The organism is Streptomyces sp. NPDC053513 (genome assembly GCF_044544765.1).
Classification (GTDB): Bacteria; Actinomycetota; Actinomycetes; order Streptomycetales; family Streptomycetaceae; genus Streptomyces; species Streptomyces litmocidini.
On sequence record NZ_JBITXP010000002.1, the window covers coordinates 492,234 to 515,803 of the forward strand.

Here is a 23,570-nt window from a genome sequence, read left to right on the forward strand (position 1 = left end):
TCTGGACTAGGGTGTCCGGAACCTGACGGAGGGGACCGACCACATGCCCGCGAGCGGAGCTGTCACCCGCAGCACCTTGCGACAGCAGATCGCGGACGCGCTCCGTGACGAAGTGCTCGCGGGCCGTCTCCAGCCCGGCGAGGAATTCACCGTCAAGCAGATCGCCGAGCAGTACGGCGTCTCCGCGACGCCCGTCCGCGAAGCCCTCGTCGACCTCTGCGCCCAGGGCCTCCTCGACTCCGACCAGCACCGCGGCTTCCGCGTCCACCAGTACTCGATCGCCGACTACCGGCGCATGGTCGAGGCCCGGATGCTCGTCGTCGACGGCATCTTCCGCCGCCACGACTCGACGACCCCGCCGCCCCCCGCCCCGGAGCCCGACCTCGGCCTCGGCGTCGCGCTCGTCTCCGTGCGCCGCCGGGGCGAGGCCGCCGCCCGCGCCGCCCGCGCCGGGGACCTCGACATCCTCATCGGCTACGACATCCGCTACTGGCGCGAGCTGGGCCGCCTCATCTCCGCCAACGACTACATCGCCGACTTCCTGCACCGGCTCCGGGTCCAGGCCTGGGTCTTCTCCGTGCCCTACCTGCGCTCCGAGCGGGACGTCCTCGGCTGGCTGTGGAGCGGCCACGTGGACCTGGTCGACGCGATCACCCGCAACGACGCGGAGGCGGCCGTCGAGCTCGTACGGGCCTACAACGCGCACTCGCTGGAATGGGCCGACCGCCTGGAGGCGCGGGCCCTCCGCCGATGACCGCGGAACGGCCGGGTCGGGTTGAGGACGGGCATCCGGGGGCAGGTCACCGGCGGGTGGGCGTCGTCGGCGCGGCCGACTACCCTGGCCGTCCCTGCAACTGACGGAGAGCGAGCCTCCCTTGGCCTGTGACCTGTGGCTGGTCCCCCTCGTCGACGTGCTGTGCCACAGCCCCGACAATCCCTTCGCCGAAGAGATAGCCGCCTACGACGCCGTGCTGACCGCCTCGGGCATGCCGACCGTGCCCGTCTACGCGTACATGCCGGGGCTCTCCGGCGACGTCGCCCCGGTCGCCGGCTTCGACTACACGGCCCTGCACTTCCTGCGCCGCGCTTATCTGCTCCGGATGTGCGGGCTGCCGGTCGAGCCCGTCGACGAGCTCGGCGGGGACTACGAACAGCTCCTGGAGATGTTCGAGACGACCGCCCAGCAGTCCCACCTGGTCTGGCACTACGACCACGCGGGCGCGTACGTGCCGGTGGACTTCCCCGTGCCGCTCGCCAACGACGAGCTCCTGGAGGGCGGCGGCCCGCTCGGCTCCTCGTACGGGCTGCTGCGGGAGCTGGAGTTCGTGGCGCCCTCCCTCGGCATCGACCCGGCGAACCCGCCGGCGGCCCCGCAGCCGCCGGAGCGGCCCACCACCCTGGAGGAGCCGGCCGCGGCCGTGCCGTACGACGGCCACCCCTTCGCCCGGGAGCGGCACGTGTGGCTGGGGCTGCACGCGGCGGCGACCCGCAGCCTCGCCCAGGGCTCGATGATCATCCTGAGCTGAGGGCCGTCCGCCCGCTCCGGAGACCTGCGGTCAGCGGGTCTCCGGGGGGCGCTGGCGCGGCATGTTCGGCCGGGTGCCCGGCGGCAGCGGGAAACGACCGGAGGGCTGGGCCGCCTCCGGCCTGGCCGGCACGACCCCGACCGACTGGAGCGCCAGCGGCGCCGGGCCCGAGCGGAACTCGACCATCCAGTCGGCGGTCTCCGCCCGTACCAGCTCCGTGACGTCCTCCGAGAAGCGCCGCAGCACCCCGAGACACCGCTCGGCGGCCTCGCTCGCGGTCCCCTCCGTCGGCCCGAGCACCTCCCGCACGCTCTCCGAGGCCCAGTCGAACTGCAGCGCCTGCAGCCTGCGCTGCACGGCCTGCGCCGTCGCCACGTCCCTTATCCAGCCGGACGTCAGCCCGAAGTACCGGTCGCAGGCGATGCAGGCGGCGCCGAGCAGCAGCGACAGATAGCCCCAGCCCGCGGTGCCCTCGGCGACCCCGGTCAGGTCGAGCAGCGGGAGCGCGGCGCCCGCGATCACCCCCGCGGCCGTGCCGATCCGCAGGATCCGGGCGGCCCGGCGCTTCCACACGCGGTCGGAGAGGTACCACTCGGCGGTGCGCAGGGCGTTGTTCTCGACCCAGCGGTACAGCTCGTCGAGCCGCTCGGCCGGCTCGCCCCAGTCGCCCAGGGGGAAGGGCGTACCGGTCAGATCGCGGTGGACGTCTCCCCCGGGGGGCCCCGGTGGCTGCATCTCCGGCTGCTGGCTCACCGGGGGACTCCTCTGTTCAGCTCAGCGCTCGTGTCCTTCTGTGACGTGCGGTGCACGTGGTGCCTGCCCTTCCTACCGCCGAATGGTGGGCGATGGGCCCGGAATCCCGGGATTTCCGCCCGCAAGAGGGTGTTGATCAGGTAGAGGAGCCCGCAGTTTCTCACTCGAAAGAGTTGCGTCGGCGCCCCGGTCCGCGACCACGTAGGCTCGGCATACCGACATATCGAACCTGAGGAGTGACCGTGATCCCCGGTGGTGGCCAGCCCAACATGCAGCAGCTTCTCCAGCAGGCCCAGAAGATGCAGCAGGACCTCGCACGGGCCCAGCAGGAGCTCGCGGCGACCCTGGTCGACGGGCAGGCGGGCGGCGGCCTGGTCAAGGCGACCGTCACCGGCGCCGGCGAGCTGCGCGCCCTGGAGATCGACCCCAAGGCGGTCGACCCCGAGGACACCGAGACGCTGGCCGACCTGATCGTCGCCGCGGTGCAGGCCGCCAACGACAACGCCCAGCAGCTCCAGCAGACCAAGCTCGGCCCGCTCGCCCAGGGCATGGGCGGCATGCCGGGCCTCGGCTTCTGAAGCCCCTCCCGGGGCCCCGCCCGAGTCCCCTCCGAGCCCCTTCTAAGGCTCGCTTCCAGCCACTACCGTAAGAATCAAGCACTCCGAGAGAGGCGTTCCGTTGTACGAAGGCGTGGTTCAGGACCTCATCGACGAACTGGGCAGGCTGCCCGGCGTCGGTCCCAAGAGCGCGCAGCGGATCGCCTTCCACGTCCTCCAGGCGGAGCCCACGGACGTCCGGCGTCTCGCGCACGCCCTGCTGGAGGTCAAGGAGAAGGTCAGGTTCTGCGCGGTCTGCGGGAACGTGGCGCAGCAGGAGCAGTGCAACATCTGCCGCGACACGCGCCGCGACCTGACCGTCATCTGCGTGGTCGAGGAGCCCAAGGACGTCGTGGCGATCGAGCGGACGCGCGAGTTCCGCGGCCGGTACCACGTCCTCGGCGGCGCGATCAGCCCCATCGAGGGGGTCGGCCCGGACGACCTGCGCATCCGCGAGCTGCTCGCGCGGCTCGCGGACGGCACCGTCACCGAGCTGATCCTCGCGACCGACCCGAACCTGGAGGGCGAGGCCACCGCGACGTACCTGGCGCGGATGATCAAGCCCATGGGACTCAAGGTGACCCGGCTCGCCAGCGGCCTCCCGGTCGGCGGCGACCTGGAGTACGCCGACGAGGTGACCCTCGGCCGTGCCTTCGAGGGACGGCGGCTGCTAGATGTATGACGACAGGGCCGGCGCGCTCGCCCGAGCGCTCTCAGGGAGGCTGCTCGATGTCTGATCCCACACTGCACTCCGTCACGCAGGACCCGGACGACTTCGCGGTCCAGATCGCCGACTCGATCGAGAGCTTCATCGTCGCGACGACCGAGGTCGCCAAGGGCGACGAGCCGGACAGCGCGGTGCCCTTCCTGCTCCTGGAGATCTCCCAGCTCCTCCTGGCGGGCGGCCGGCTCGGCGCGCACGAGGACATCGTCCCGGACGAGCGGTACGAGCCGGACACGGGCCCCGAGCCGGACGTCGACGAGCTGCGCGAGCGGTTCGCGGTGATGCTGGAGCCGGTCGACGTCTTCTCCGAGGTCTTCGACCCGTACGAGCCGCGCAAGGCCCCGGTGCCGGCCCGGATCTCCGACAACCTCGCCGACATCGTCACCGACCTGCGCCACGGCCTCGCCCACTACCGGGCCGGCCGCACCAGCGAAGCCCTCTGGTGGTGGCAGTTCTCCTACTTCTCCAACTGGGGCCCGACCGCGTCGGCCACCCTCCGCGCCCTCCAGTCGCTCGTCGCCCACGTCCGCCTCGACCAGCCCCTCGCCGCCCTCGACGGCCTCGACACCGACGAGGACCTCACCGAGGACGACCTCGCGGAGGAGGCGGGCCGCGTGATGCTGGAGGAGATCGCGAACCCGCTGGGGCTGCGGAGCCGGTCGCTCAGGAAGTAGCGCGGCGGCCGGCGGCCGGTCGGCCGCCGACAGGGCCGGTTGATCACTCCGCGAGCAGCGCGTCTCACCATGCGATATCACGCTGGCGTTTCCGGGTCCCCCGATAAACTGAGGCGATCGCAGCGCCGGCTGCGGCACAGACTGAGCGAGGAGCGCACGTGGGCCTTGTCGTGCAGAAGTACGGAGGCTCCTCCGTTGCCGATGCCGAAGGCATCAAGCGCGTCGCCAAGCGGATCGTGGACGCCAAGAAGAACGGCCACCAGGTGGTCGTCGTGGTTTCCGCGATGGGCGACACGACGGACGAGCTGATCGATCTCGCCGAGCAGGTATCCCCGATCCCTGCCGGACGCGAGTTCGACATGCTGCTGACCGCCGGAGAGCGGATCTCCATGGCCCTGCTGGCCATGGCGATCAAAAACCTGGGCCACGAGGCCCAGTCGTTCACGGGCAGCCAGGCAGGCGTCATCACCGACTCGGTCCACAACAAAGCGCGCATCATCGATGTCACGCCGGGCCGGATCCGTACCGCCCTCGACGAGGGCAACATCGCCATCGTCGCCGGCTTCCAGGGCGTCAGCCAGGACAAGAAGGACATCACCACGCTCGGCCGCGGCGGGTCCGACACGACCGCCGTCGCCCTGGCCGCCGCGCTCGACGCCGAGGTCTGCGAGATCTACACCGACGTCGACGGCGTCTTCACGGCCGACCCGCGCGTCGTGAAGAAGGCGAAGAAGATCGACTGGATCTCCTTCGAGGACATGCTGGAGCTCGCCGCCTCCGGCTCCAAGGTGCTGCTGCACCGCTGCGTCGAGTACGCACGCCGTTACAACATCCCGATCCACGTCCGCTCGTCCTTCTCGGGGCTGCGGGGCACCTGGGTCAGCAACGAGCCGCAAGGGGACCGCAAGGTGGAGCAGGCCATCATCTCGGGCGTCGCCCACGACACCTCCGAGGCGAAGATCACCGTCGTCGGCGTGCCGGACAAGCCGGGCGAGGCCGCGGCCATCTTCCGCGCCGTCGCGGACGCCGAGATCAACATCGACATGATCGTGCAGAACGTGTCCGCGGCCTCCACCGGCCTCACGGACATCTCCTTCACCCTCCCCAAGGCCGAGGGCCGCAAGGCCATCGACGAGCTGGAGAAGGCGAAGGCCGCGATCGGCTTCGACTCGCTGCGCTACGACGACCAGATCGGCAAGATCTCCCTGGTCGGCGCGGGCATGAAGACGAACCCGGGCGTCACCGCCGACTTCTTCAAGGCCCTGTCCGACGCGGGCGTGAACATCGAGCTCATCTCGACCTCCGAGATCCGCATCTCGGTCGTCACCCGCGCCGACGACGTCAACGAGGCCGTGCGCGCCGTCCACACCGCCTTCGGCCTGGACAGCGACTCGGACGAGGCCGTCGTCTACGGCGGCACCGGACGGTGATCCGCCCGTGACACCGAAGCCGACGCTGGCGGTCGTGGGAGCGACCGGGGCGGTCGGCTCGGTGATGCTCCAGATGCTCACGCACCACGCGGACGTCTGGGGCGAGATCCGCCTTCTCGCCTCCCCCCGCTCGGCCGGTCGCAAGACCGCCGTCCGGGGGGAGGAGTGCGAGATCCTCGCACTCGACGAGGAGGCCTTCGAGGGCGTCGACCTGGCCCTCTTCCTCGTGCCCGAGACCGTCGCCGCCCGCTGGGCGCCGATCGCCGTCTCCAAGGGCGCCGTCGTCGTGGACACCTCCGCCGCCTTCCGCGCCGACCCCGACGTGCCGCTCGTCGTCCCCGAACTCAACGCGCCCGCCGCACGGCTGCGCCCCCGGGGCGTCGTCGCCGGTCCCGGCTCCACCACCCTCGCGCTGATCGTCGCCGTGGGCTCCCTGCACGCCGAGTTCGGGCTCGCCGAACTCGTCGTCACCGCCCAGCAGGCCGCCAGTGGCGACGAGGCCGGGCAGGCGGGCGTCGACGCGCTCCGCGCCCAGCTCGGCCTGGTGGCCGCCGCCGGCGACCTGGGCACCCGCCCCGGAGACGTACGGCGCGCCGTCGGCGAGAACACCGGCCCCTTCCCCGGCCCCCTCGCGCTCAACGTCCTGCCCTGGTCGGGCACCCCCGGCGCCGACGGAGCCTCCTCCGAGGAGGAGCGCGTCCGCGACGAGACCCGCCGCGTCCTCGGCCTCCCCGGCCTCAGGATCTCCGCCACCTGCGTCCGCGTCCCCGTCGTCACCGGGCACTCCGTCTCCGTGCACGCGCGCTTCGAACGCCCCGTCCCCGTCGCCCGCGCCCATGAGGTCCTGGCCACCGCGCCGGGGGTCGTGCTCTGCGACGACCCGGCCGCCGGCGACTTCCCCACCCCCGCCGACGTCGTCGGCACCGACCCCGCCTGGGTCGGCCGCGTCCGGCGCTCCCTCGACGACGAGCACGCGCTCGACTTCTTCGTCTGCGCCGACAACCTCCGCAAGGGCGCGGCCCTGAACGCGCTTCAGATCGCGGAATCGCTTGTCGCGGATTTGCGCGTTCTGTGAACTTCCTGTGAGCAAAAAGGCGTCAGATATCCCTTGAACTGCGACGATGTCGTGGTCGACGATGCACTTCCCCCGTACTGCAACCAGAGTTGGGCGGGGCGCGTCTCTGCGTGCACCCACGACCGTGTGGCGCGGGACACGCTGAGAGCGGGGCATCGGGGGAGAACGGTTACGCATGAGGACGAACAGGGCGCCGTCGAAAAAGGCGGCGTACGCGTACAACCCTGCCGGGGGGCAGTGTGTCCAACAAGCGTGGCAGAGGTACTCGACATCGCAACCATCGCCCCGCTGCGCGGCGCGGGCACGGCGGTGCTCCCCGTGCGGAGCGGCGCCGTCGTCCCCGTGCGCGGCTCCGCGGTCCGTCCGCCCAGGCGTCCGCGCGCGCTCGGCGGCATGCCGGTGATCGCCCCCGTGCCCACCGGATCCCGTGCCGGCGGCGTGGACGGCATCCCGTCGCCCCGCCGGAGCACCGAGAGCGCCCCGGCCGCCGGCACCACCGTCGACCACCTCACCGAGACCTACCGCGCCCACTACCGGTCGCTGCTCGGTCTCGCCGCGCTGCTCCTCGACGACACGGCCTCCTGTGAGGACGTCGTCCAGGAGGCCTTCATCCGCGTCCACTCGGCCCGCAAGCGGGTGCGCGAGCCCGAGAAGACGCTCGCCTACCTGCGCCAGACCGTGGTGAACCTCTCCCGCTCCGCGCTCCGCCGCCGCATCCTCGGCCTGAAGCTGCTGTCCAAGCCGATGCCGGACATGGCCAGCGCGGAGGAGGGGGCGTACGAGCAGCTGGAGCGCGAGGACCTGATCAAGGCGATGCGCGGACTCCAGCGGCGCCAGCGCGAGGTGCTCGCCCTGCGGTACTTCTCCGACATGACCGAGGTCCAGGTCGCCGAGACGCTCGGAATCTCGCTGGGCTCGGTGAAGGCGTACGGTTCGCGGGGCATCGCGGCGCTGCGCGTCGCGATGGGAGCGACGACATGAGCGAGGCACCCCGCGGGGACGGCGTGGCCCACGAGAACCGTGACGGCGACGACGTCCCCGAGAGGCGTGCCGCCTCGGCGGCGCGCGAGGACGACACCGTCCCCGTCGCCCCGGCCTCCGCCTCGGAGAATCCCGACGCCCTGGATGAACGTGACGAGCTGAGTGGACAGCGCATGGTGAACATCGAGCCCGGATCCGGCGAGGGCGACGACGAGCTCGCGCTGCGGAGGCTCTTCCAGGACGCCGTGGGCGGCCTGGAGCCCTCCCACGGCTCGCTGGAGCACCTGCGCCGTGCCGTGCCCGCGCGGCGCGCCCGCAAGCGGCAGGCCATCGTCGGCGCCGCAGCCGCCGCCGTCCTCATCGGCACGGCCGTCCCCGCCTTCGTGCACGTCGCCTCCTCGGGCGGCCTCTCCGCCGCCAACCCGGTGAACGCCGGCCACGGCGAGCAGTCCCAGGGCGGCACCGGCACCGAGACCGGCGTCGAGGGCGGCCAGAGCTCCAAGGCCCCCGCCGCCGGCGTCTCCCCGAGCCCCGACGGGACCGACGGCGCCTCCGGCAAGCCGCAGCGGCCGGGCGACGGCTCCTCCGGCGACGGCTCCCACCAGACAGTGGGCGCCGACCCCGGCTCCGCCCCGCGGTGCACCGCCGACCAGCTCGGCGTCGCCGGCGGAGGAGCGGGCGGGGCCGACGCCGAGGGCAAGGTCTACGGCGCCTTCCGCATCGCCAACGTCTCCGGCCGGACCTGCGTGGTGGACGGCGCGGGCCTCGTCGGCTTCGAGGCCAGGGGAGCGGCGGACCCGGGCCGGATCACGGTGCTCCGGCACACCTCGGGCGACGGCAGCGGACTGCCCGACCCCTCGCAGGAGTCGTCCGCGATCGCCCTGAAGCCGAGCGGCAGCTACGAGGTGAAGTTCGTCTGGGTGCCGAGCGACTCCTGCCCGACGACCGGCGGCACCCCGACGCCCACGCCGACCACCCCGACCGAACCGCCCGCCACGCCGGACCCGACCCCGACCCCGACGCAGCCCCGCCCGACGGACGACCCGACGAGCGGAGCGGGCGGCACCGACACCGGCGGCTCCGGCACCGGTACGGAGGCGGGTACGGACACGGGCATGGCGCCCCAGCTGCTCCGCGAGGACGGCGCCCCGGCGGACGGCAGCATCGTGGTCACCCACACCGCGGAGCCGGGCGGCCCCACGGCCTCGGCCGTCATCCCGAACGCCTGCGCCGGCACCCTCTACCGCACCGGCGCCCTGCCGAGCTCCTGAGCCGACTGCCGGGCGACCGGGCGGCCGGGGTGACCGGGAGGCCGGGTAGCCGGGGTGACCGGGCGGCTGGGCGACCGGGAGGCCGGGCAATCAGGGGGGCCGGGTGGCCTGCCGGCCACCGGGCCCTGGGCGGGGCAGAGGCGGGGCGGCCCGCCCGCCCGCGTCCTACAGGCCCAGGGCCTCGTCGCGGGAGGCCTCCGCCTCTCGGCGTACGAGGCGGAACCACATGAAGACGACGAAGCCCGCGAAGACGAACCACTCCGCCGTGTAGCCGAGGTTCTGGAAGGCCTTCGCGTCCAGGCCCGTGCCCGCCGCGGCCACCGCCGGGACCGGCGTGAGCCCGGCGGGGGAGTCCGCGAGGGTGATCCAGGCGTCGTAGACGTCGTCCGTGACCACGTTCACCAGGGACGCCGCGCTGATCATGCCGAGCTGCCCCTCGGGCAGCCCGCCCGCCGCGTGGACGCCCTTCGTGCCCGGGTTCTCCGAGGCCTGGAGCGCACCCACCACCGTCACCTCGCCCGACGGCGGGGCGGGGGCCTTCGCGCCCGTGGGGAGCCAGCCCCGGACCACCGGCAGCGACCGGCCGCCGTCGGTCCTGAGCAGCGTCAGGACGTACGAGCCGGTGCGCCCGTCCAGCTCGCGGTCCGGCACGAGGAACTGCTCCCCGAACCGGCCGCGCGCCTGCGCCGAGCGGCCCGAGGTCTCCTTGTCCACCGGCAGCAGGGATTCCAGCGGCGCGGCCTTCTCCGCGCTCGCGGCGGGCCGTCGCTCGGCCTCCCGGTGGGAGTCGACGCGGTCCTCGAACTTGCCGAGCTGCCAGGTCCCCATGAAGACGCAGAACGGGATCGCGAGGAGGACGAAGACGTTGATCCCCCACCAGCGGGGCGTTCTCAGGAACCGGTACACGCCCCCACGGTACGCAAGCGGCCCGGCCCCCCGACGACGACCCCCTTCGACGACCGCCCCTGGACGCCCCGGACCCGGCCCCGGTCCCGGTCCCGGTCCCTGGCCGTGGCCCTGGTCCTTGACCCCGGCCCCGGCCCCCCCGGCCCCGCCCGGTCAGGCCGTGCCCGTCGCGCCTCCCCGGAGCGGCGGGGTGGTCCCCAGGTGTCTCGCCGCGAAGTCCAGGTCCAGGGCGACCTGCTTGATCCGCTCCTCCACCACCAGGGAGCCGTGGCCCGCGTCGTACCGGTACACCTCGTGGACCGCGCCCCGGGCCGCCAGCCGGTCGACGTAGTTGTCGATCTGCCGGATCGGGCAGCGCGGGTCGTTGACGCCGGCCGACACGTGCACCGGGGCCTTCACCGCGTCCACGTACGTCAGCGGCGACGAGGCCGCGTACCGCTCGGGCACCTCCTCCGGGGAACCGCCCAGGAGCGTCCGGTCCAGCGCCTTCAGGGCCTCCATCTCGTCCTCGTACGCCGTGACGTAGTCCGCGACGGGAACGGCCGCGAGACCGACCGCCCAGTCGTCCGGCTGGGTGCCCAGACCGAGCAGCGTCAGGTAGCCGCCCCAGGAACCGCCGGCCAGCACGAGCCGCGCCGGGTCCGCGAGGCCGCTCTCCACGGCCCAGGAGCGGACCGCCGCGATGTCCTCCAGCTCGATCAGACCGACCCGGTGCTTGAGCGCGTCCGTCCACTCCCGGCCGTATCCCGTGGAGCCCCGGTAGTTGACCCGCACCACCGCGTACCCGTGGTCCACCCAGGCCGCCGGGCCCGACGCGAAGGCGTCGCTGTCGTGCCAGGCCGGGCCGCCGTGCACCTCGAAGACCGTCGGGAAGGGGCCCTCGCCCTCCGTCGGGCGCTGCACGAGCGCGTGGACCCTGCCGCCGGGGCCGTCCACCCACACGTCCTCCACAGGCACCGACGGCGGCGCCTTCGGGCCGGGCGGATCGAGGACGACGCCGCCGGCCGTGGAGCGCACCACCGGCGGCTCGGCGGCCGAGGACCACAGGTACTCCACGGAGCCGTCGGGCCGCGCCGTCGCGCTCGACACCGAACCGGCCGGGGTCTCCACCCGGACCAGGGCGCCGGTCGCGATCTCGTACCGCCACAGCTCGCTGCGGGCCTCGAAGCCGTGCACGATCAGCAGACCGGAGCCGTCCGGATACCACTCCGCCGACACGTCGCCCGGCAGATCGAGCCGCAGGTCGGTCTCGGTGCCCGTCGCCACGTCCCAGAGCATCGGCTCCCAGCGGCCGCGCCGCTGGTGGCCGACGAGCAGCCGGGTGTCCCCGGCCAGCGGGGCGAAGCCGAGGACCGTGAGTCCCAGCTCCTCCGTGCCGCCCTTGGTGTCGTCGAGCTCGGCCACCACGCCCGCGTCCGAGGCGCGCAGCACGCGCAGCGCCGAGTGCATCGCGTCGCCGTGCTCGGTGTGCTCGATCGCGATCAGCGAGCCGTCGTGGGACAGGTCGCCGACGCCGGCCGACTCCCGGTGCCGGTAGATCTCGACCGGGGCACCGCCCCCGGGCCGTACGAGATGGACCGTCGACCCCTCCTCGTCCGTGGACCGGCCCACCACGACCGTGCCCTCCCGGCCGATGGCGAGCCCCGCGGGGTAGGACGGACCGAGGCCGGGCACGGCCGGCTCGTCCTCACCGCCCGCGAACGGCTGGCGCATCCACACCCCGAACTCGTCCCCGTCGGTGTCCGCGAACCACCAGATCGAGGTGCCGTCCGGCGACAGCGCCCCGTCCGTCGTCCCGTTCGGCCGGTCCGTGACCTGCCGCTGCTCGCCGCTCGCCCGGTCCCAGGCGTACAGCTCGTACGTCCCCGTCGCGTTGGACACGAAGAGTGAGCGGTCCGGGGCCTCCTCGGCCCAGTCGGGCAGGGAGACCCGGGGCGCCCGGAAGCGCTGCTCCCAGGCAGGGGTGTCGATGTGCTTGCTCTCGGTAGTCATGGCATCCATCATGCTCCGCGCCGCCGACAATCGGGTCGCGTCGCCCGCAGCCTGTGGATAACCTCGCCGACATGTACTCTCCGACCCCCGAGGACTGGCACGAGACCAACCGCGCGAGGTGGGACGAGCGCGTCCCGATCCACGCCGCCAGCGAGTTCTACGACCTCGACGCCTTCCGCGCGGGCAAGGACGCCCTGCGGGACTTCGAGCTCGCGGAGGTCGGCGACGTCACCGGGCGCTCCCTGCTCCACCTCCAGTGCCACATCGGCCTGGACACCCTCTCCTGGGCCCGGCACGGCGCCTCGCACGTCGTCGGCCTGGACTTCTCCGAGCCGGCCGTCGAGACCGCTCGCTCGCTCGCCGCCGACCTGGGCCTCTCGCAGGAGCGGGCCGCCTTCGTCGCCGCCGACGTGTACGACGCCGCCGAGGCCGTCCCGGACCGGTCGTACGACGTCGTCTACACCGGCAGCGGCGCGCTGTGCTGGCTGCCCGACATCGAGCGCTGGGCGGAGACCGCCGCCTCCCTCGTCGCCCCGGGCGGCTTCCTCTACGTGGCCGAGTTCCATCCGCTGACCGACTCGCTCGACGACGAGACCGGCAGCCGGGTCGTGCACGACTACTTCGTCCGCGACCCGTGGGTGGACACCACCCCGGGGACGTACGCCGACCTCGACGCCGTCACCGTCCACAACCGCAGCGTGGAGTGGGTGCACCCGGTCGGCGAGGTCGTCACGGCCCTCGCGAAGGCCGGGCTGCGCATCGAGTTCCTGCACGAGCACGACGCCTCGCTCTTCCCCCGCTACGGCGCCCTCGACCGGCACGAGGACGGCTACTACCGCTTCCCCGCGGACCGCCCCCGCATCCCCCTGATGTACTCGGTCAAGGCGTCCCGTCCGGCCTGACGCCGGTACGCGGAGGGCGAGGCGTCCCGCCCGGCCTGACGCCGGTGCGCGGAGGACAAGGCGTCCCGTCCCGACCGCCCCCGACGCAGTCGATCAGGTCGTCCCGCCCGGCCCGATCCTGATGACGGCCCGTCCGCCGCCGAGGTCCACCGTCGAGTGGCGCGGCGGGGCACCGTCCTCCTCGTCGTCGCGCAGCACCAGGGCGCTCTGCCGCTCCTTGAGCTCGTTCTGCTTGCCCTGCGAGAAGGTGGCGTGCAGCTGCTCGAAGCCCGTCGAGGAGACCTGCCCGGAGCGCTTGCCGCGACCGGTCATGCGCAGGAACTGATCGGCGAAGGCGATCACGGTCAGCAGGATGACCAGGCCGGGCAGCGTGACGAACACGGCGAACTCCATGCGCCCATCAGAACACGCCTCACGCGGGCGCGTCAGGACGTATGTGGTGGGTGCGCCGGCCGTCCGGCCCGAGGACCTGCGCGCCGATCTTGTGGGTGCGCAGGGACACCGCGGTGCCCGTGATCCGCAGCGCCGGCGCGGCCCGCACCAGCGCCGCCGTCACGTCGTGGAGCTCCTCGACCGTACGGAGCCACATCGCCAGGGCCAGGTTGTGCGGACCGGTGACCGAGGTGATCACGCGGGTCTGGCGGAGCCGGGTCAGCGAGGCCACCGATTCGGCCACCTCCAGGGGCGGCACGTCCGCCGTGACCAGCGCCCACACCGGCCGCCCGGAGAAGCGCGGGGCCGGCAGGCAGTGGTGGTGGACGGCGCCGGCCGCGCCGAGGACGTCCAGCCTGCGGCGTACGGTCGACTCGCTGGTGCCGCACTGCCGGGCCAGTTCGGCGGCGCTGCGCCGGGCGTCCCCCGCCAGCTCCGCGACGATCCGCTGGTCGAGCTCCGTGACGGGCGGGTACGCGCGCGTGGAGGACCGGGCCCGCCGGTCGCCGCCGGTGAGCTCGGTGAGGTGCTGCGTCTGCGCCGGGGTGAGCTGCTCGATCCGTGAGCGGTACGGGCGGTTGTGCAGCTGGGTGACGACCTGCGTGCGGGCCCTGAGCACCCCGGGGAGCCGTCGCACCCGGCCGGCGAGGTAGCCGTCGAGGGCGTGGAGGTCCGGACAGTTGACCAGCAGCACCAGATCGGCCTCGCCGGTCACCTGGTGGACGCCGAGGGTGCACGGATCGCCCGCGACCTCGAGCGCGGTGGCCTCGGTGGACCCGGCGACGCACTCCAGCTCCACCCACGCGTACAGGGTGGCCTCCGTGCCGCGCCGGGCGGCGAGCAGCGAACTCCAGGCGTAGCCCCCGGCGGTGAGGGTCTCCCAGCGCCGGGCGAGCGTGTCCGGGCTCACCGCGAGCACGCCGGAGAGCTGCGTCCAGCTGGCCCGCGGCGCGAGCTGCAGTGCGTGGATCAGTGCCAGATCCACCTCTCCCAGGACGGATTCCCTGCTGTGCATGTGCCTCCTTGGTCGATCCCGGGGAAACCCTGGGCGCGGGCACGGGAAGGCCCCAGGATGTGGACCGGGGCAAAGGCATTCAAGCCGCGGCGTCGGCCGTTTTCCATCGAATCCGTCCTGAATCACAGGAGAGAGCGGAGAAGTGACACGGGGGCTGGAGCACATGTGGGCTGGAGAACCACCGGAGACCGAACTCCTGTGGGGCGAACACGTCGCCCTTGACCAGATCGCGGCGGCCGAGCGCGGCTACGAGAGCTGCGGCCCGGCCGAACGGCTCCTGTGGGAGCGGCTGTCCGTCTTCGAGGGGGCCTTCGGCAGGGAGGCCGTCCGCGAGGTCTGCGCCTCCGGAACGCTGCCCGCCGGGGCGATCCAGAAGGTCCTGGACCGGCTCGCGCCCCTCGCCCTCCTCCCCGTCGACGACCTCTTCGACGGCGAGGACGGCCTGCCCCGCTACTGGATGCCGCACCCGATGCGGGCCGTCGGCGCCCGCAGGCTCACCGCGCGCGGCGACCGCTGGGCCGTCCTCCTGCACCACCGCCGGTGGTGCGCGAAGGTGGCCCGGCGGGCCTCCGACTGGTGGCAGCGGGGCCGGCAGCTCGACGCCCGGGACCTCGCGCTGCGCGAACTCCCCGACCTGGCGGCCGCCATGGACCCGACGACCGCACCGCTGTCGTCGAACGCCGAGGCCGAGACGTCCGTCGAGATCGCGGTCTCCCTGTGGTTCCTGTGGGTGGCCTGCGGACGGATCGCCGAGGGCCGTGCCCGGCTGCGGCACGCCCTCAGCCTGCACGACGGACCGCCGCCCGCCCGCGCCCTGTGGCTGGCGGCCTTCCTGGAGCTGGAGTCGGGCCGCCCCGAGGACGCCGACCCGCTCCTCGCGCAGGCCTGGGCGGCGGCCGTACGGGACGGGGACGAGCGCTGCCTGTCGCTCCTGGCCCATCTGCGCGGCGCCACGGCCCTCCACCAGGGGCGTACGCGCGCGGCGGCGGACGAGTTCCGGGAGGCCCTCGCGCTGATGGAGGAGCACCCGGAGTTCGGGCCGAGCCGGCGGGCGTGCTGGGTCGGGCTCGCGCTCTCCCTGTGCCGCTCCGACCCGGAGGGCGCGCAGGAGGCCCTGGACCAGGCGGATTCGGACCGGGAGAGCCGGCGGGCGTGGGTGGGCCGCGACGTGTTCGCCGAGGCCTGGGCGTACCACGTGCGGGCCGAACTCGGCGCCTGGGACGGGGACCCGGGGCGCGCCGCGGAGTACGCCAGGCGGGCCCTGCGCGAGCACCTGCGGCTCGGCTCCGCGGTGGGCGCGGCCTGCGCGGCGGAACTCCTCGCCCAGATGCGGGCGATGGACGGGCAGCGCGACGCGGCGGCCCATCTCCTGGGTGCGGTCGACCTGTTGCGGACCTCGGCCTTCGACTCCTCGTACCGCCCGGCGGAGCACTGCGTGGTCACGCGCGCGCGTGGAGAGGAGGCGCTCGGGGCGCCACTCGGCGACCCGGCCCTGCGGGAGGCCTACGAAGAGGGCGCGAGGAGAGGCCTGTTCACGCTGTCGGGCGAGGTCTGAGGGCCCCTTCCGGGGCCTGAGGCCCCTTCCGAGGTCTGAGGCCCTCCCGGAGCCTGAGGACCCCTTTCGAGGCCTGAGCACCCTTTTCGAGGTCGGAGAACTCCTTCGCGCCCCCCATGCACGCCACGGGCCGGGACGACCGCCCGGTCACCGTCCCGATCGAGCTGCCCACCGACCCGCCGACGCCGGTGACCGTACGCGCGGCCCCGGGGCCCGGCGTACCGCGCTGCCTGCTGCTCGGGGCGGCGGACGAGGAGGCGCAGGTGATGGCACCGAGACCGTACTGAGCCGACCCGCGGCTTCGTCAGGACGGCCGGCCCGTACCGAACCGGCCCCGGACGCCGTCAGGACGGCCGGCTCGTACCGAACCGGCCCCGGACGCCGTCAGGACAGCCAGGCCATCCCGATGATCAGGAAGACGACGAAGGCGATGGCACCGGCCACCGCGGCCGTCTTGCGCGGACGGCGCCGGGAGAGCTCCGCGAGCCCGCCGCCGCTGCTCGCCGGGGCCTGGCGGCGCCGGGCGGCGGGCGCGGGGCGGGTCACCGGCGGACGGTTCATCGGCGGCGGGGTCGGCGCGGGCGTGTGCACCGGCGCGGGCAGGGGCATGGGGGCGGCTCCGGTCGGCTGGTGGGAGCCGTGGGGCGCGTGGGTCAGGACGGGCCCGGGACCGGCGGGCTGGTGGGGCACGGGCGGTCGGCCCGCGACGGGGGCGGCCCCGGGGTATCCGGATCCCCGCCAGGCGCCGGAGGAGAACCAGTCCGCGATCGCCTGCGCCGAGGGCCGCTGCTCCGGCTGCTTGGCGAGCAGGCTCAGCAGGTAGGTCTCGAAGTCGGGCGGCAGCGCGGCCCCGAGCCGGCTCGGCGGCACCGGAGCGGTGTCGATGTGCTGGTACAGCAGGGCGGTCGCGGTGTCCGCGCGGAACGGGGGTCTTCCGGTGATCAGTTGGTACAGCACGCAGCCCAGCGAGTACACGTCGGAGGCGGGCGACGCGGGCTGTCCGAGGGCCCGCTCGGGCGCGAGGTACAGCCCCGTGCCCACGATCTGACCGGTCGTCGTGAGCGCGGCCGAGGGGTCGTCGACGAACCGCGCGATGCCGAAGTCGGCCAGCTTGACCGTGCCCTCGGCGTCGACGAGCAGGTTCCCCGGCTTGATGTCCCGGTGCACCACGCCCTGCCGGTGCGCGGCCGCGAGCCCGGCGGCGGCGTGCGCGGCGACGACCGCGACGCGCTCGGCGGGCAGGACCAGCGGGTCGGACGGGTTCCCCTGGAGACTGTCGCCCTCCACCAACTCCATGACCAGGAACAGCTTTCCGTCCCAGGTGCCGAAGTCGAAGACGCCCACCACGTGCGGGTGGCTCAGCCGCGCGGCGGTCTGCGCCTCCAGGCGGAAGCGGTCGCCGGCGGAGGGGTCGGTCGACTGTGCCAGCATCAGCTTCACGGCCACGGGCCGGCCCAGGACCTCGTCGGTGGCCTGCCACACCTCGCCCATGCCGCCCCGGCCGATACACACATGAAGCCGATATCGGTCCGCGACCAGCACCTGGAGACCACCCTTTCGAAGATCGATCAACCTGACGGAAGGGAACCAGCGTAGAGCCGCGCGCCCCTGCCTCTCGCCGCGCTCCCCCCTCTGCGCCTCCCCGGGGTGCACGACATCCGTGGTCCGGGTGAACGGAAGGTGTCCCCGGGCGGTTAGCATCGCGGCCCGGAGCAGGTTCGGGTGCACAGGGTTCATGGGACGGAGTGGGGCGTGGCGCGACCTCGTGTGGGTGTGGCGGTACTGACGATGGGCACGCGCCCCGCCGAGCTGCGGGCGCTGCTCGACGCCGTGGCGAGGCAGGACGAGCCCGCGTCCCGGATTGTCGTCGTCGGCAACGGCACGGGGTCGCTCCCGGCCCTGCCCGAGGGCGTCACCGGGGTCGAACTCCCCGAGAACCGAGGCGTCTCCGGCGGCCGGAACGTCGCGATCGAGACGCTGCGCTCCTTCGGCGACGTCGACATCGTGGTGGACCTCGACGACGACGGCCTGCTCGTCGACACGGACGTCTTCCGCCGCCTCGTCGACCTGTACGAGGCGGACCCGCGCCTCGGCATCGTCTCGTTCCGGATCGCGGACGAGACCGGCGAGACCCAGCGCCGGCACGTCCCGCGCCTCGGGGCGAAGGATCCGCTGCGCGGCGGCGAGGTGACCACCTTCCTCGGCGGCGGCCACGGTCTGTCGATGCCGATGCTCGACCGGATCGGCGGCTGGCCGGAGGACTTCTTCTTCACCCACGAGGAGACCGACCTCGCCTGGCGGGCCCTCGACGCGGGCTGGAAGGTCCTGTACGCGCCGGAACTCCTCCTCCAGCACCCCAGGACCAGCCCGGCCCGGCACGCCGTCTACTACCGGATGACGGCCCGCAACCGCGTCTGGCTGGCCAAGCGCAACCTGCCGGTCCCGCTCGTCCCCGTCTACCTCGGCGTGTGGACCCTGCTGACCCTGGCCCGCACCCGCTCGCTGCCGGGCCTGAAGGCCTGGTTCGGCGGCTTCGCGGAGGGCGTCCGCCGCTCCGGCGGCCCCCGCTCCCCGATGCGCTGGACCACGGTCCTCCACATGACCCGCCTGGGCCGCCCGCCGGTGATCTAGGACCCGCCCGGCGGCCTCCGCACACAGCTCGTCCGGGACCCCCTGCCCGAGAGGCAGGGGGCGGGGACGGCCCCGCCGGAGAACTTCCGACCAGGAAGCACTCAGGGGCAGTGCGATCAGGGGAAAACCGCTCAGGGTCGAACGCACTCAGGGGCCCGACCCGCTTTCGCGGATCAGGCCCCTGAGTGGTCCTGCGGCTGTCGGGGTGGCGGGATTTGAACCCACGACCTCTTCGTCCCGAACGAAGCGCGCTGCCAAGCTGCGCTACACCCCGATGTCGCTGCTGTGTTCTTTCCTTCGCGGCGACATCGATTACTTTAGCCCACGCGCGCGCTCAGACGAAATCCGGTATTCGGAGGGCCTCGGCGCAGGTCGGATGCGGTCCAGGCCGATGATCGCCAGACCGAGGGCGTAGAAGGCCGCGCCGAGGGCGACGGCGTTGGCGAGGACCCCGCCGTAGCCGTGGGCGGTGACGTCGAGGAACGGGTACGTGTAGCGGGTGGGCGCGCCGGGGGAGAACAGGGCGCCACGGACCAGGGCGAAGGCGAAGTAGAGGGCCGGAGCCGCCGGCCACTGGGCGGCGTGGCGCCACCGGAGGGCGCCGGGCGCCGTGAGCAGGAGGAAGTCCAGGGCCGCGCCGATCGGGGTCACGGTGTGGAGGAGCTGGTTGGCGACGGCCCTGCCGCCGCCGAGGCGGGCGATCTCGGCGGCGGCGTTGAACTCGCTCGCCTCGTTGTCGAGGACCAGGTGGAACACGAGGCCGACCACGGAGACGCAGAGCAGCGTCCCGCCGGTCCACAGCGCGGGCAGCGGCGGGCGGCGGGTCCAGGCGCGGACGGCGCCGAGGCCGAGGACGGCGGCGGCCAGGACGTTGGACCAGACGGTGAAGAAGCTCAGGACGACGAGCACGTCGCCGTACACGCACTCGATGACCAGGCCCGTGGCGGCGGAGAGGGCGACGAGGCCCCTGAAGGCCGCCGCCCAGGGGCGGCGGCGGGCGGGTATGTCGGCGGGGGCCGGCGCGGCCTCGGTGCGGGGCGTGATCATGCCCTCACCGTAAGCGTTCAGGCGCGCGCCGTCAGGGTGAGCAGGGTGGCCTCGGGCGGGCAGGCGAAGCGGACGGGGGTGAACCGGTTGGTGCCGCAGCCCGCCGAGACGTGGAGGTACGAGGTGCGGTCGTCCACCGTGTGCGTGGAGAGGCCCTTCACCCGGTCCGTGTCCAGGTCGCAGTTGGTGACGAGCGCCCCGTAGAAGGGGATGCACAGCTGGCCGCCGTGGGTGTGCCCGGCGAGGATCAGCTCGTACCCGTCGGCCGTGAAGGCGTCGAGCGAGCGCAGGTACGGGGCGTGCACGACGCCCACCGTGAAGTCGGCCCCCGCGTCGGGGCCGCCGGACACCTTGTCGTACCGGTCGCGCTTGATGTGCGGGTCGTCCAGGCCGGTGAAGGCCAGCTCGGCCTGCGGCAGCTTCAGCCGGCCGCGGGTGTTGGTGAGGTTGACCCAGCCGGCCGCGTCGAAGGCGTCCCGGAGGTCCTCCCACGGGTTGTGGATGGCGCCGACCACCGGCGGGTTGCCGTTGAGGCCGTGGCGACCCTGCACCTTCTCCAGCAGATAGAGGGCGGGATTGCGCAGCCGGGGACCGTAGTAGTCGTTGGAGCCGAAGACGTAGACGCCGGGGAACTCCATCAGCGGTCCGAGCGCGTCGAGGACCTCCGGCACGGCGTCCGTGTCGGAGAGGTTGTCGCCGGTGTTGACGACGAAGTCCGGGCGGAGCCCCGCGAGGGACTGCAGCCAGGCGCGCTTCTTGCGCTGGCCGCTCACCATGTGGATGTCGGAGACCTGGAGGACCCGCAGGTCGCGCATGCCGCGCGGGAGGACCGGGACCGTCACCCGGCGGAGTCGGAAGGAGCGGGCCTCGATGCCGGCCGCGTAGGCGACTCCGACCGCCGCCGTCGCCGTGAGGCCTGCCGTGATCTTCAGGGGGATGCCGTACCGTGCGCGCATCCCCCCATCGTCGCAGACCCGCCGCTCCTAAATGCGCGGGCGGTACGGGGGAGGCACCTGCGACACTGGGCCCCATGACCACGCTCAAGGCGAAGCTCCAGGACGACCTCAACGCCGCGATCCGGGAGCGCGACGAACTGCGCTCCTCGACCCTGCGGCTGACCATCACCGCGATCACGAAGGAGGAGGTCGCGGGCACGACGAAGCGCGAACTCTCCGACGACGAGGTGCAGAAGGTGATCGCGAAGGAGGCGAAGAAGCGCCGCGAGGCCGCGGACGCCTTCGCCAAGGGCGGTCGCCACGAGTCCGCCGAGCGTGAGAAGGCCGAGGGCCTCATCCTCGACGCGTACCTGCCGAAGCAGCTCAGCGACGAGGAGCTCGACTCCATCGTCGCGGCGGCCGTCGAGGAGGCGAAGGCGGCGGGTGCCGAGGGGCCGCGGGCCATGGGCGCCGTCATGAAGATCGTGAACCCGAAGGTGGCCGGCCAGGCCGAGGGCGGCCGTGTCGCCGCCGCGGTGAAGAAGCGGCTCGCGGGCTGATCGGCGGGGCACCTGCGGGTTGATCCGTGAAGCACTCACGGGCTGATCCGGGGAGCTCTCACGGGCTGATCCGGGGAGCATCCGCGTCCCGATCCCGTGAAGCACTCACGGGCTGATCCGCGGAGCCCCCGCGGGCCGGTCCCGCAGAGCACACCGCACCCACGGAGCGGATACGAGGAAGGGCGCCCCACCATCAGGTGGGGCGCCCTTCCTCGTATCACCGCGTCAGTGGTTCCCGCCGCGCGGCTTGTTGCGTCCGTCCCCGCCGCCGAGCAGGTCCGTGGGGAACGTGAAGCCGGGGTTCGGCTCCGTGCCGCCCGGCTTGTTGTCGGCCGGCTTGCGGGGCTTGTTCGGGCCCTCGTCGCCGCCCTTCTCCGGGTCCTTGGGCTGCTGGGCCCGCGGCACGGAGACGGGGACGAAGCCCGGCGTCTGACCGGCGTCCAGGGCGCCCGTCATCGCGATCTTCCAGATCGGGCCGGGGAGGCAACCGCCGCAGACCTTGTCGTAGTACTCGCCGCCGATGGTGATGTCGTACATCGACTTCTTCTCGCCGACGTCGTCACCGACCCAGACGGCGGTGGACAGGTTCGGGGTGTAGCCGACGAACCAGGCGTCCTTGCGGTCGTTGGTCGTACCGGTCTTGCCCGCGTTGTCGCGGTCGCTGAGACCGGCCTTCGTACCGGTGCCGTCCTCGACGACGCCCTTCAGCATCTGGTTGATGGTGTCGGCGGTCCGGTCGCTCATGGCCCGCGTGCACTTGGTCTGCGGCACGTTCAGCTTGTCGCCGTTGGCGGCCTTGATCGACTCGATGGCGACCGGGGTGCAGTAGATGCCGCGGTTGGCGAAGGTCGCGTAGACGGACGCCATGTCGAGCGGGGTGCTCTCCGCGCTGCCGAGGGTGGCGGACGGGATCTGCTTGAGGGGCTTGCCCAGCTCGCGCTCGTAGCCGACGTTCTTCGCCATCGTCAGCGTCTCGCACAGGCCGGCCATCTGCTCCAGCTTGGCGAAGTACGTGTTGATGGACTTGCCGAGGGCGCTCGTCATGTCGAAGACGCCCTTCTCCGTCTTCATCTCGTTGTTGACCTCCCAGTTGGCGTAGCCCGCGGGCTTGCCGTCACAACGGGTGAAGTCGCTCTCGTTGATGTTGATCTGCGCCGGGGTGTCGAAGCTCTGCGCCGGGCTCAGGCCCTTCTCCAGCGCGGCGGCGGCCGTGATCGGCTTGAAGGTCGAGCCGACCTGGAAGCCGTACGTGGTGCCGCCCATCTTGCTGCCGACGGCGAGGTTCAGCGTCGTCTGGTGCTGCTTCTGGTCCAGTCCGTACGGGCGGGACTGGCCCATCGACAGGATGCGGCCGGTCTTGGGCTGGACCTGCACCACCGAGGCGGCGACCGGGTCGTCCTTGTCGACCTTCGCGACGGCGGCCTCGTTGGCGGCGGCCTGCGCGCGCGGGTCGAGCGTGGTCTTGATGGTGAGACCGCCCAGGTTCCACAGCTTCGTCCGCTCCTCGGAGGTCTTGCCGAAGACCGGGTCGTTGAGGATCGTCTTGCGGACGTAGTCGCAGAAGAAGCCGGCGCCGTCGACGGCGGTGATGCAGCCGTTCTTCGGGGTCTTCACCTTCAGCTTGATCGGCTTGGCCTTGGCGGCGTCCGCCTCGGCCTGGCTGATGTCCTTCACGTCGGCCATCCGCTGGAGGACCACGTTGCGGCGCTTGGTGGCTTCCTGGATGTCGTTGATCGGGTCGTAGCGGCTCGGCGACTGGACGAGACCGGCCATCATCGCCGCCTCGCCCAGGTCCAGGTCGGCCGCGGGCTTGGAGAAGTACCGCTGGGAGGCGGCCTCGATGCCGTAGGCCTGCTGCCCGAAGAACGTGATGTTGAGGTAGTTCTCCAGGATCTTCTTCTTGCCCAGCTCCTCCTCGACCTGGATCGCGAACTTCAGCTCGCGGACCTTGCGGCCGATGGTCTGCTGGGTGGCCTGCGCGACCTTCTCGGGGTCGTCACCGGCCTCCTCGACGAAGACGTTCTTCACGTACTGCTGGGTCAGGGTGGACGCGCCCTGCGAGACCCCGCCCGACTGCGCGTTCCGGTTGATGGCGCGCAGCACGCCCTTGAGGTCGATCGCCCCGTGCTCGTAGAAGCGCCCGTCCTCGATCGCGACGATCGCCTTCTGCATGTACGGGGAGATCTTGTCGATCGGCACGACCTTCCGGTCCCGCGAGTACACCGTGGCGATCAGACCGCCCTCGGCGTCCAGGATCGTGGTGCGCTGACTCAGCGGTGGGGTCTTCAGGTTGGAGGGGATCTCGTCGAACCCCTCGACCGTGCCCTTCGCGGCCAGTCCGAGTGCCCCGGCGGCGGGCAGGGCGATGCCCGCCAGCACGGTTCCGGCGAGCACACTGACACCGAGGAACTTGGCGGCCTGCTGGGTCCCGGTCAGACCACCGCCCGAGCGCTTCTTTGCCATGGGGGCAGCCTAATCCGTAGTTATGAGCGTTCCGCAGACGCGGGTGCTTCTCGGAGCGTTCGAGTACCAGACCGTGACATCCAGGTGCAGCCGGGCTGTCGA

At 72.7% G+C, this 23,570-nt stretch carries 23 protein-coding genes and 1 tRNA gene; 14 read left to right on the forward strand and 10 right to left on the reverse strand.

Annotated elements, in window-relative coordinates; translation table 11 throughout:
• Positions 1-43 precede the first annotated feature (43 nt).
• Both ACIGW4_RS05510 and ACIGW4_RS05515 read left to right on the forward strand, forming a co-directional pair.
• The gene (locus ACIGW4_RS05510; protein ID WP_123453189.1) at positions 44-754 is read left to right on the forward strand and encodes a GntR family transcriptional regulator; all 711 of its coding nucleotides are present in this window, start codon (positions 44-46) and stop codon (positions 752-754) included.
• Between the two features lie 121 nt (positions 755-875).
• Positions 876-1,526 carry a hypothetical protein gene (locus ACIGW4_RS05515; protein ID WP_123453188.1) on the forward strand — a complete coding sequence of 217 codons (651 nt, stop codon included), beginning with the start codon at positions 876-878 and terminating at the stop codon, positions 1,524-1,526.
• Positions 1,527-1,556: 30 nt separating this feature from the next.
• On the opposite strand, the gene ACIGW4_RS05520 is transcribed toward ACIGW4_RS05515, so the two are convergent.
• A complete protein-coding gene (locus ACIGW4_RS05520; protein ID WP_260174647.1) occupies positions 1,557-2,261 on the reverse strand; it encodes an SLATT domain-containing protein in 705 nt (234 codons plus the stop codon).
• A gap of 260 nt (positions 2,262-2,521) precedes the next feature.
• On the opposite strand from ACIGW4_RS05520, the gene ACIGW4_RS05525 reads away from it, so the two are divergent.
• The 7 genes from ACIGW4_RS05525 (at position 2,522) to ACIGW4_RS05555 (ending at position 9,030) form a co-directional block, all read left to right on the forward strand.
• The gene (locus ACIGW4_RS05525; RefSeq protein ID WP_093878766.1) at positions 2,522-2,857 is read left to right on the forward strand and encodes a YbaB/EbfC family nucleoid-associated protein; all 336 of its coding nucleotides are present in this window, start codon (positions 2,522-2,524) and stop codon (positions 2,855-2,857) included.
• Positions 2,858-2,957: 100 nt separating this feature from the next.
• The gene (recR, locus tag ACIGW4_RS05530; RefSeq protein WP_123453184.1) at positions 2,958-3,557 is read left to right on the forward strand and encodes a recombination mediator RecR; all 600 of its coding nucleotides are present in this window, start codon (positions 2,958-2,960) and stop codon (positions 3,555-3,557) included.
• A 47-nt stretch (positions 3,558-3,604) separates the two neighbouring features.
• Positions 3,605-4,273 (forward strand): DUF5063 domain-containing protein, encoded by a 669-nt coding sequence (locus ACIGW4_RS05535; RefSeq protein WP_123453182.1) that lies wholly within the window; start codon positions 3,605-3,607, stop codon positions 4,271-4,273.
• A gap of 158 nt (positions 4,274-4,431) precedes the next feature.
• On the forward strand, positions 4,432-5,703 hold the full coding sequence (locus ACIGW4_RS05540) for an aspartate kinase (RefSeq protein ID WP_123453180.1): 1,272 nt from the start codon (positions 4,432-4,434) through the stop codon (positions 5,701-5,703).
• Between the two features lie 7 nt (positions 5,704-5,710).
• A complete protein-coding gene (locus ACIGW4_RS05545; RefSeq protein ID WP_123453178.1) occupies positions 5,711-6,778 on the forward strand; it encodes an aspartate-semialdehyde dehydrogenase in 1,068 nt (355 codons plus the stop codon).
• A gap of 252 nt (positions 6,779-7,030) precedes the next feature.
• Entirely contained in the window at positions 7,031-7,759 is a 729-nt protein-coding gene (locus ACIGW4_RS05550) for a SigE family RNA polymerase sigma factor (protein ID WP_399578658.1), read from the forward strand.
• Positions 7,756-9,030, forward strand: a complete 1,275-nt coding sequence (locus ACIGW4_RS05555; protein ID WP_398708245.1) for a hypothetical protein — start codon at positions 7,756-7,758, stop codon at positions 9,028-9,030. The genes ACIGW4_RS05550 and ACIGW4_RS05555 overlap by 4 nt, the downstream gene beginning before the upstream one ends.
• Positions 9,031-9,195: 165 nt before the next feature.
• Here the strand turns inward: ACIGW4_RS05555 and ACIGW4_RS05560 are convergent, their stop codons facing one another.
• Complete coding sequence (locus ACIGW4_RS05560; RefSeq protein WP_123453174.1) at positions 9,196-9,936, reverse strand: SURF1 family protein; 741 nt, start codon at positions 9,934-9,936, stop codon at positions 9,196-9,198.
• A gap of 153 nt (positions 9,937-10,089) precedes the next feature.
• Positions 10,090-11,937 (reverse strand): prolyl oligopeptidase family serine peptidase, encoded by a 1,848-nt coding sequence (locus tag ACIGW4_RS05565; protein ID WP_399578661.1) that lies wholly within the window; start codon positions 11,935-11,937, stop codon positions 10,090-10,092.
• A 62-nt stretch (positions 11,938-11,999) separates the two neighbouring features.
• Between ACIGW4_RS05565 and ACIGW4_RS05570 the strand changes: the two genes are divergently transcribed.
• Positions 12,000-12,830: a bifunctional 2-polyprenyl-6-hydroxyphenol methylase/3-demethylubiquinol 3-O-methyltransferase UbiG gene (locus ACIGW4_RS05570; RefSeq protein ID WP_123453170.1), complete on the forward strand. Its 831-nt coding sequence runs from the start codon at positions 12,000-12,002 to the stop codon at positions 12,828-12,830.
• A gap of 93 nt (positions 12,831-12,923) precedes the next feature.
• Here the strand turns inward: ACIGW4_RS05570 and ACIGW4_RS05575 are convergent, their stop codons facing one another.
• Positions 12,924-13,223 (reverse strand): DUF6191 domain-containing protein, encoded by a 300-nt coding sequence (locus tag ACIGW4_RS05575; RefSeq protein ID WP_398708252.1) that lies wholly within the window; start codon positions 13,221-13,223, stop codon positions 12,924-12,926.
• 19 nt (positions 13,224-13,242) lie between these two features.
• A complete protein-coding gene (locus ACIGW4_RS05580; protein ID WP_398708254.1) occupies positions 13,243-14,277 on the reverse strand; it encodes an Lrp/AsnC family transcriptional regulator in 1,035 nt (344 codons plus the stop codon).
• Between the two features lie 142 nt (positions 14,278-14,419).
• Between ACIGW4_RS05580 and ACIGW4_RS05585 the strand changes: the two genes are divergently transcribed.
• Positions 14,420-15,832, forward strand: a complete 1,413-nt coding sequence (locus tag ACIGW4_RS05585; protein ID WP_399578663.1) for a tetratricopeptide repeat protein — start codon at positions 14,420-14,422, stop codon at positions 15,830-15,832.
• Between the two features lie 116 nt (positions 15,833-15,948).
• A complete protein-coding gene (locus ACIGW4_RS05590; RefSeq protein WP_399578664.1) occupies positions 15,949-16,119 on the forward strand; it encodes a hypothetical protein in 171 nt (56 codons plus the stop codon).
• 97 nt (positions 16,120-16,216) lie between these two features.
• Here ACIGW4_RS05590 and ACIGW4_RS05595 read toward each other — a convergent pair whose 3' ends face one another.
• The gene (locus tag ACIGW4_RS05595; RefSeq protein WP_123453162.1) at positions 16,217-17,374 is read right to left on the reverse strand and encodes a serine/threonine-protein kinase; all 1,158 of its coding nucleotides are present in this window, start codon (positions 17,372-17,374) and stop codon (positions 16,217-16,219) included.
• A gap of 210 nt (positions 17,375-17,584) precedes the next feature.
• On the opposite strand from ACIGW4_RS05595, the gene ACIGW4_RS05600 reads away from it, so the two are divergent.
• Positions 17,585-18,463, forward strand: a complete 879-nt coding sequence (locus ACIGW4_RS05600; protein WP_359586794.1) for a glycosyltransferase family 2 protein — start codon at positions 17,585-17,587, stop codon at positions 18,461-18,463.
• 200 nt (positions 18,464-18,663) lie between these two features.
• On the opposite strand, the gene ACIGW4_RS05605 is transcribed toward ACIGW4_RS05600, so the two are convergent.
• From ACIGW4_RS05605 to ACIGW4_RS05615, 3 genes are all read right to left on the reverse strand, one after another.
• Positions 18,664-18,737: transfer RNA gene (locus ACIGW4_RS05605), tRNA-Pro, on the reverse strand.
• Between the two features lie 38 nt (positions 18,738-18,775).
• Positions 18,776-19,510, reverse strand: coding sequence for a Pr6Pr family membrane protein (locus ACIGW4_RS05610; protein WP_399578668.1), 735 nt, complete (start codon positions 19,508-19,510; stop codon positions 18,776-18,778).
• A gap of 17 nt (positions 19,511-19,527) precedes the next feature.
• Positions 19,528-20,466 (reverse strand): metallophosphoesterase, encoded by a 939-nt coding sequence (locus tag ACIGW4_RS05615; RefSeq protein ID WP_398708264.1) that lies wholly within the window; start codon positions 20,464-20,466, stop codon positions 19,528-19,530.
• 74 nt (positions 20,467-20,540) lie between these two features.
• Here ACIGW4_RS05615 and ACIGW4_RS05620 point away from each other — a divergent pair, with 74 nt between their 5' ends.
• Complete coding sequence (locus ACIGW4_RS05620) at positions 20,541-21,005, forward strand: GatB/YqeY domain-containing protein (protein WP_123453154.1); 465 nt, start codon at positions 20,541-20,543, stop codon at positions 21,003-21,005.
• 225 nt (positions 21,006-21,230) lie between these two features.
• On the opposite strand, the gene ACIGW4_RS05625 is transcribed toward ACIGW4_RS05620, so the two are convergent.
• The gene (locus ACIGW4_RS05625; protein WP_359586797.1) at positions 21,231-23,468 is read right to left on the reverse strand and encodes a transglycosylase domain-containing protein; all 2,238 of its coding nucleotides are present in this window, start codon (positions 23,466-23,468) and stop codon (positions 21,231-21,233) included.
• Positions 23,469-23,570 lie beyond the last annotated feature (102 nt).